At 30.2% G+C, this 6,422-nt stretch carries 8 protein-coding genes; all 8 read right to left on the bottom strand.

Translation table 11 applies throughout. The annotated features are described in order from the left end of the window. On the bottom strand, nucleotides 1-342 hold a 342-nt coding region (locus I130_RS12100), incomplete at its 3' end, for a hypothetical protein (RefSeq protein WP_034923453.1). 174 nt (nucleotides 343-516) lie between these two features. Then, nucleotides 517-915: an ACT domain-containing protein gene (locus tag I130_RS12095; protein ID WP_034923450.1), complete on the bottom strand. Its 399-nt coding sequence runs from the start codon at nucleotides 913-915 to the stop codon at nucleotides 517-519. A 318-nt stretch (nucleotides 916-1,233) separates the two neighbouring features. After that, nucleotides 1,234-1,908 (bottom strand): hypothetical protein, encoded by a 675-nt coding sequence (locus I130_RS12090; protein ID WP_034923447.1) that lies wholly within the window; start codon nucleotides 1,906-1,908, stop codon nucleotides 1,234-1,236. Between the two features lie 155 nt (nucleotides 1,909-2,063). Then, entirely contained in the window at nucleotides 2,064-2,405 is a 342-nt protein-coding gene (locus tag I130_RS12085) for a hypothetical protein (RefSeq protein WP_034923444.1), read from the bottom strand. Between the two features lie 180 nt (nucleotides 2,406-2,585). After that, nucleotides 2,586-3,167: a hypothetical protein gene (locus I130_RS12080; RefSeq protein WP_034923441.1), complete on the bottom strand. Its 582-nt coding sequence runs from the start codon at nucleotides 3,165-3,167 to the stop codon at nucleotides 2,586-2,588. 152 nt (nucleotides 3,168-3,319) lie between these two features. Continuing rightward, nucleotides 3,320-4,363: a TlpA disulfide reductase family protein gene (locus I130_RS12075; protein WP_034923438.1), complete on the bottom strand. Its 1,044-nt coding sequence runs from the start codon at nucleotides 4,361-4,363 to the stop codon at nucleotides 3,320-3,322. A gap of 157 nt (nucleotides 4,364-4,520) precedes the next feature. Continuing rightward, nucleotides 4,521-5,573, bottom strand: coding sequence for a hypothetical protein (locus tag I130_RS12070; RefSeq protein WP_034923435.1), 1,053 nt, complete (start codon nucleotides 5,571-5,573; stop codon nucleotides 4,521-4,523). Between the two features lie 155 nt (nucleotides 5,574-5,728). Continuing rightward, nucleotides 5,729-6,139: a tetratricopeptide repeat protein gene (locus I130_RS12065; RefSeq protein WP_198012054.1), complete on the bottom strand. Its 411-nt coding sequence runs from the start codon at nucleotides 6,137-6,139 to the stop codon at nucleotides 5,729-5,731. Nucleotides 6,140-6,422: the final 283 nt, after the last annotated feature.

Below are 6,422 nucleotides of genomic sequence, written 5' to 3'. Positions count from 1 at the left end.
TTTGTTAACATTAAATTTATCCTCGTTTCCTGTTTTTATAGCAACGAATCGACAATCCTTTAAAAAGTCTTTGTCATTACATTCAAAAATGTTTTCATCTCCTGGATAATCATAATAGTAATTTCCCCAAGAAGATGATACATAGACATGATCAGAATTTAATAATGTAATTCTAAACTTGAATGGTTCCTTTTTTAATTTGTATTTACCTTTTTTCAATTTCAGATTTTTCCCATTCTGAAATACTTCTACTTTAAATTCATCGTTCTGTGAATGAATTAAAGAAGTATAAAAAAATGATACACAAAAAAGAATAAGAAAGTTGATTTTGTAGTGTTTCATATTTGAATTATAAAATTATAGTAATTGTGCCTAACGGTCTTGGTTAAGGCAAGTAGCGTGGAGTAGGGATACGTTCTTGTCGGCTTTGTTGTTTTTTACTTGATGTCTAAAATAGCACTTTTCACTCAAATGCCCGCTATTTGCGCTTAACCGATGTTGGCAACAGGTTTTTTTTTAGTTATTTTGAGATAACTTCTTAAGTACTTTAATTGCTTTTTCAGCATCTTTTTTATCCACGAAAATATGATCGTGATAATAACCTGCAATAACATTGCAACTAATTTCATTTTTAGCTAATTCGGTTGAGAATGATGCTGTCAAACCAACAGCGTCAAGAGATGAATGAATCATAAGGGTAATCCAGGAAGCAACATATTCATAGTTTAAATTAAGTTTATCCGCTTTACTTTTCTCAATGACAATTGTAGTTCCTTCTATTTCTTTGAATTCACAAATTGTACTTTCTCGATTAATCTTATTTAAGTCTTTTACTGTACAAAAGACATATTCTCCAACGTTCAGTTTTGGAGTCATTCCTTTTATTAAATTCGAAATATTAGATTCACCAGCCATTTAGATTTTTCATTTATTGATCATTATTTACACTAAAGATACAATAGTCGATAAACCCTCAAATATTATAGTTGGATTTTATTTCCTAAGAATTTAATCTATTATTCATTTTTTGTTTTCAACTTGTTGCCAACGGTCTTGGTTAAGGCAAGTAGCGTGGAGTAGGGACACGTTCTTGTCGGCTTAGCTTGTTTTTACTTGGTCTCTAAAATAACATTTTTCATCAGAATGCCCGCTATTTGCGCTTAACCGATGTTGGGCATAGTTTATTTTACTCCAAGTTTAATATTATACTATTTGGATAATTCATTTAAGCTATTAATAATATGAATGATAACGAAACAATCTTGAATCGGAAGAAACACCATAAGCTGTGATAAGATGACCAATAAAATCTTTTACCTCCAACTCATCATATAATTTATTATAATTAGCTAAATCACCATAATAACAATAATCATAATAATTTCCTCTACGCCCAAAATACATAACTATTCCAAACCAACTTTCTCTATAATTTGACTCATAAATAATTTCTTTAATTTCCTCGAAATTCGAATCAACTGCAAATTTTCCCAATATTGTTTTGTCAAAATCAGAATCTGGCATTTCAAATTCTATATTGCTATCTGGGAAGGATTGCAATATATAAGAAGTTACTTGATTATTATCGTGGGTAATTTTCAATGAACAATTTTCAAAGTAGTATGAATTTAAATTAGTTTTTAAACCATCAGTTATCATATCTCTGTCATCAATTTCAAAAGAATAGGTCGGTAGTCCAATTAATTCATTGATTTTATTAATATTCATACCAATATCGATATAATTTAGAAAATCATTAGGTAATATTTTCTTTTCTGAATCGATTTGATTTTTTAGTTGGTTTTTCCTTTCAGATTTTTCTGTTCTTTTTTGATAAAAATATACAAGTATACCTCCTAGAAATCCACCAAGAATTCCAATAATAAGATTAGTTAAAATTTCTTTCATTTAATAAATTGTGCCCAACGGTCTTGGTTAAGGCAAGTGGCGGGAGTAGGGACGCGAACTTGTCAGCTTTGTTGGTTTTTACTTGGTCTCTAAAATATCACATTTTAACGGAATGCCCGCTATTTGCGCTTAACCGATGTTGTGTGTAGTATTTTTTATTTTTCAGTCAGTTTATTTATTTCACGTTTGTTTGGAATCCATAACCACATTCCAATAATTCCTAAAAACAAAATCATAAACGTATTGCTTGTTTTCGTATTTTTTTTAATCGGCATTCTTGTCCAATTAAACCAGACAAAAATTCCAGCCACAATTAGATTCAGTCCCCATATCAGCCAGTTCGCATTATAGTCAAAGTCAAGTTTAACCCACAGTTTTGTATTCGTAAAGATTATAATCATATATCCGACTTGGATTAAAGTCAGAATGATTAGTAAAATTCTTAATTTTTTTAAGTCCGTTTTAAAATTTTCATTTAGAGATTGTAATTCATTCATATTCTATTTGAGTTCTTAGTTAGGCTGTGTTTATATTACACACAACGGTCTTGGTTAAGGCAAGTAGCGGGAGTAGGGACGCAAACTTGTCGGCTTTGTTGTTTTTTACTTGATGTCTAAAATAGCTCTTTTCACCAGAATGCCCACTATTTGCGCTTAACCGATGTTGTGAGCAGTATGTTATTCGCAATAATCTTTAAATGTTATTTTTTTTAGCGCTTTGAAAAATTCCGCTTGAGTGGATTCCGATAAATCATTTCCATAAAAACTCATTGATATTTTATTGTGAGTTTCTCTACTACCTTTTAAACTGTCAATATAAATTCCGCTCGCACCAAAGCCCTTATTTGTCGGCTTAATAAATTTCGCTGAAAAACAAGCGATGCTGTCTTTTGTATATTTATATTTTAGATATTCTTTTGCGTCATATGCAGCAGTAAATTTATCATCGACTTTCAAATGTTTTACCTTTTCTAATTTATTCTTTTGTTTTTTAGATAATCCTGAATATTCAGTTTTATCAAACACGAGTATTTCATTGTTTTTTGTCAAATCTCCAGAATACCATCCTAAATCAAAGATCAAAGTATCTTTTTCGCTAGTTATTAATCCACCTACATTACTATCAATTCCTTTTGCTTTGTATTCTTTCCAATTTTGAGGTATAGTAATTTCAAATGAGCCAAGATCAATCGTTTTATAATCAGATTTTTCACATGACAAAATCAAAAGTAAAGTTAGAGTTAAAATGCTTCTTTTCATATTGCTCACAACGGTCTTGGTTAAGGCAAGTAGCGTGGAGTAGGGACGCGTTCTTGTCGGCTTTGTTGTTTTTTACTTGGTGTCTAAAATAGCACTTTTCATCAGAATGCCCGCTATTTGCGCTTAACCGATGTTGGCTATAGTTAAAATTACTACGAACTTTCATTGTAATGAATTAAAATTTCTTTCAAATCATTTTCGTTTACATTTTTCTTTATGATCACTCCTTTTTCACTAATTAGGATATTAAAAGGGATAGAATTAATACCATATTTTTTAGAAATTTCACCTGCTAAATCTTCTTCGCTAAAGATGTTTTGCCATGATAAATTGTGTTTATCTATTGCTTTTTTCCAGCTTTTTTTATCCTCATCTAAAGAAATCCCTAAAATCACAAGACCTTTATTTTTGAATTTTTCATTCATAATTTCTAGTTCAGGAAATTGGTCTATACAGGGTTTACACCAACTAGCCCAAAAATCAATTAACAAAATTTTGCCTCTAAAATCTTTAGTTGAAAGTTTTTCTTCTTTATAATCGTTACCTGAAATATCAAATATTTGATCACCTATTGTTAAAATATTTTCAGGATAGATATTTCGTTCTAATTTTTTAATAGTATATGGATCTAATATTGTCCTATTCAGTTTTTGATAAAGGTTCTTGAGTTGATTTTTACTTAATGTTGAATCAGAAGAGATCTCCGCCAATAAATCCCCTGGATATCTATTATTTGCATTATCAATTATTAGATTCTCTAACTTAGTATATAAATTATCGCTCCAATTTTCTTTTTTAGAATTTATAGCTTGATATTTTTCAAACTCCGTTCTTAATTTAGAGGTTTTTGTTCCTTTGACTTTTTCTATTATTATCCAGTCTGAAGGTCCGTCATAGAAGTCCTTTTTAGTAACAGTAATTTCCATTTGAATCTCAGTATTTTCCAAATAAAAATCTCTGTCATATCCAGAAACAGTATCCGTAATTAGTCCAGCCCTTGTCGGAAAATCTACACTACCAGAAAATTTACTTTTTCCATTTATGACTAAAGAACTATCAAGTTTCTTGGTTGTTATTAAGTAAAGATATCCAGTATAGTCACCTTTTACATTTACATCTACAGTGAATCCATTTTGATTAGATTTTTTGCATGCTAATAAATTTAAAATTATTCCTAGAATCAATAAATTTCTCATTCATTTTTAATTATTGCCAACGGTCTTGGTTAAGGCAAGTAGCGTGGAGTAGGGACGCGTTCTTGTCGGCTTAGTTGTTTTTTACTTGGAATCTAAAATAATACTTTTCACCAGAATGCCCGCTATTTGCGCTTAACCGATGTTGGCTGTAGTTTTTTTAAATTGAATGATCTATAAAATCGCCATTTTCATCAAACAAATAACCGCGATTACCTTCTTCGATTTCCTTTAGTATTTTTTCTTTTTCTTCAATTTCTCCTATCATTGGCTCAACATAATATCTGAGAAATTTACCTACAGATACAAATCTATCTTTTTCGTCTAAAAGAGATAAGGTTTCTGGTAAATCTGCTTGAATTTTATATTCACCTTGTTCATTTATATTAGACATATATTCAGGTCTTTCTTTTAAACTTAAATTAATAAAATTTAAGTGAGCAACTATTTCTCTAAGTTGAAATGGTGATACAGGAAATTTAATCTTCATCATTCGATCCATAAAAATTGTCGAAGCTGCGCAAGAATCATTTAGGGTAGCAATAAGTACAATTTCTCCCAGCTGAATCATAATAGTTTTTCCTGTTTGACTATCTATAAAATCAAATCCGCCAAACTGATCTATAGCCAATGCAGGTAATATAAATGTAGAACCATAAACATTGTTTTCAATCTTTGCGTTTGTAAAATGACTTCTAGTAATACAATGTATATGATGCATATCCTCCCAATAATAATTGTCAGCTAAAAAACCTTCATCTTTTCTTCTATCTCTTTCAGCCAATAAGGATTTATCTTTTAAATGTGTTTTTAGAAACATTAGACATAACCATCTAAATAATAGATGAGAAATTTTTGGATTTTTTTCAAGTTCAACTACTAATTCTTCATAACTTTTGTTTAGTAATTCCCTTATTGGCTTTTCATAGGTTTCACCTAATTGGGTATTGCATTCTTTACAACAAGGAACCTTGTACTTGTCATATTTATATTTAGTACCATTAGGAAGTGTAATAAATTCTTTATGAAGATTATATTTTCTTAGAATCCAATCGGGAATAATATGTTCATCATTAAATTCTTTATCTTTTGGGTTCGCTCCACAAATAAAACAACAATCTCCATTTGCAATATCATTTAGAAAATGTTGAAGTCCAAAGAATATTATTTCTCCTTTAGAATTTATTAATGTCTTGCTTGTATTTGAGGTCATTCTTAAAAATTACTGCCAACGGTCTTGGTTAAGGCAAGTAGCGTGGAGTAAGGACGCGAACTTGTCGGCTTTGTAGTTTGTTTCTTGGTCTCTAAATTAATACTTTTCACCAGAATGCCCGCTATTTGCGCTTAACCGATGTTAGGCAACGTATTTTATTTCCCTATTAGTTTTTCAATCCAATTTTTTCGTTCAATTCCTAGTTCTTTTTCCAATTCCTTTATTTCATTTTTTGTCGGTTGAAACTTTGGTTCAATTTTCTTTGCTTGTATAAAGTCAGATAACGCTTTTTCTAATTCTCCATTTTCCTTTCTTAAATAAGCTCGACATCTCCAAAAAGTTGCGTCGTTTGGATTTAATTCAAGTGCTTTTCCATAATCATTTTCAGCGTCTTGTTTTTTATTCCACTTTTTATTCAATTCCGCACGATTTGAGTAAGCTATCGAATTCCGATTGTCAAATTCAATCGCTAAATTAAGATTTTTAATTCCTTTTTCAAGTTGTCCAATTTCTAAATGAGCAACTCCTAAATTATTAAACGCATTACTATTCTTTTCCGTTTTCAATTTTTCATTCAATTCCGATATTGTTCGTTCATATTCCCACATTTCGTCGAAGAATAGAATTCGGAATGATTTATTATATAGTTCTGAAGGCTGGATTCAAGGATTCAACGCAACAAAGCGTTATAAAAAGTTAAGTATTCAAATATAATTTTTTTAGTTCAAGATCCATCATTTCTTGAGGTGTATTGTACCCTAGAATTTTACGAGGTCTATTGTTTAGTTTGTCCTGTATTATCTGTAGTTGTTTTTGATCAATTTTATTGAAGTCTGTTCCTTTTGGAAG

Source organism: Gillisia sp. CAL575, from assembly GCF_000403785.1.
In the GTDB taxonomy this organism is placed as follows: Bacteria; Bacteroidota; Bacteroidia; order Flavobacteriales; family Flavobacteriaceae; genus Gillisia.
This window is presented reverse-complemented; position numbering and strand designations above follow the sequence as displayed.

Bases quoted from the DNA above. Each gene is read 5' to 3' on its own strand.
- I130_RS12090 (WP_034923447.1), bottom strand. From the start codon at position 1,908: ATGAAAGAAATTTTAACTAATCTTATTATTGGAATTCTTGGTGGATTT.
- I130_RS12080 (WP_034923441.1), bottom strand. From the start codon at position 3,167: ATGAAAAGAAGCATTTTAACTCTAACTTTACTTTTGATTTTGTCATGT.
- I130_RS12085 (WP_034923444.1), bottom strand. From the start codon at position 2,405: ATGAATGAATTACAATCTCTAAATGAAAATTTTAAAACGGACTTAAAA.
- I130_RS12070 (WP_034923435.1), bottom strand. From the start codon at position 5,573: ATGACCTCAAATACAAGCAAGACATTAATAAATTCTAAAGGAGAAATA.
- I130_RS12095 (WP_034923450.1), bottom strand. From the start codon at position 915: ATGGCTGGTGAATCTAATATTTCGAATTTAATAAAAGGAATGACTCCA.
- I130_RS12075 (WP_034923438.1), bottom strand. From the start codon at position 4,363: ATGAGAAATTTATTGATTCTAGGAATAATTTTAAATTTATTAGCATGC.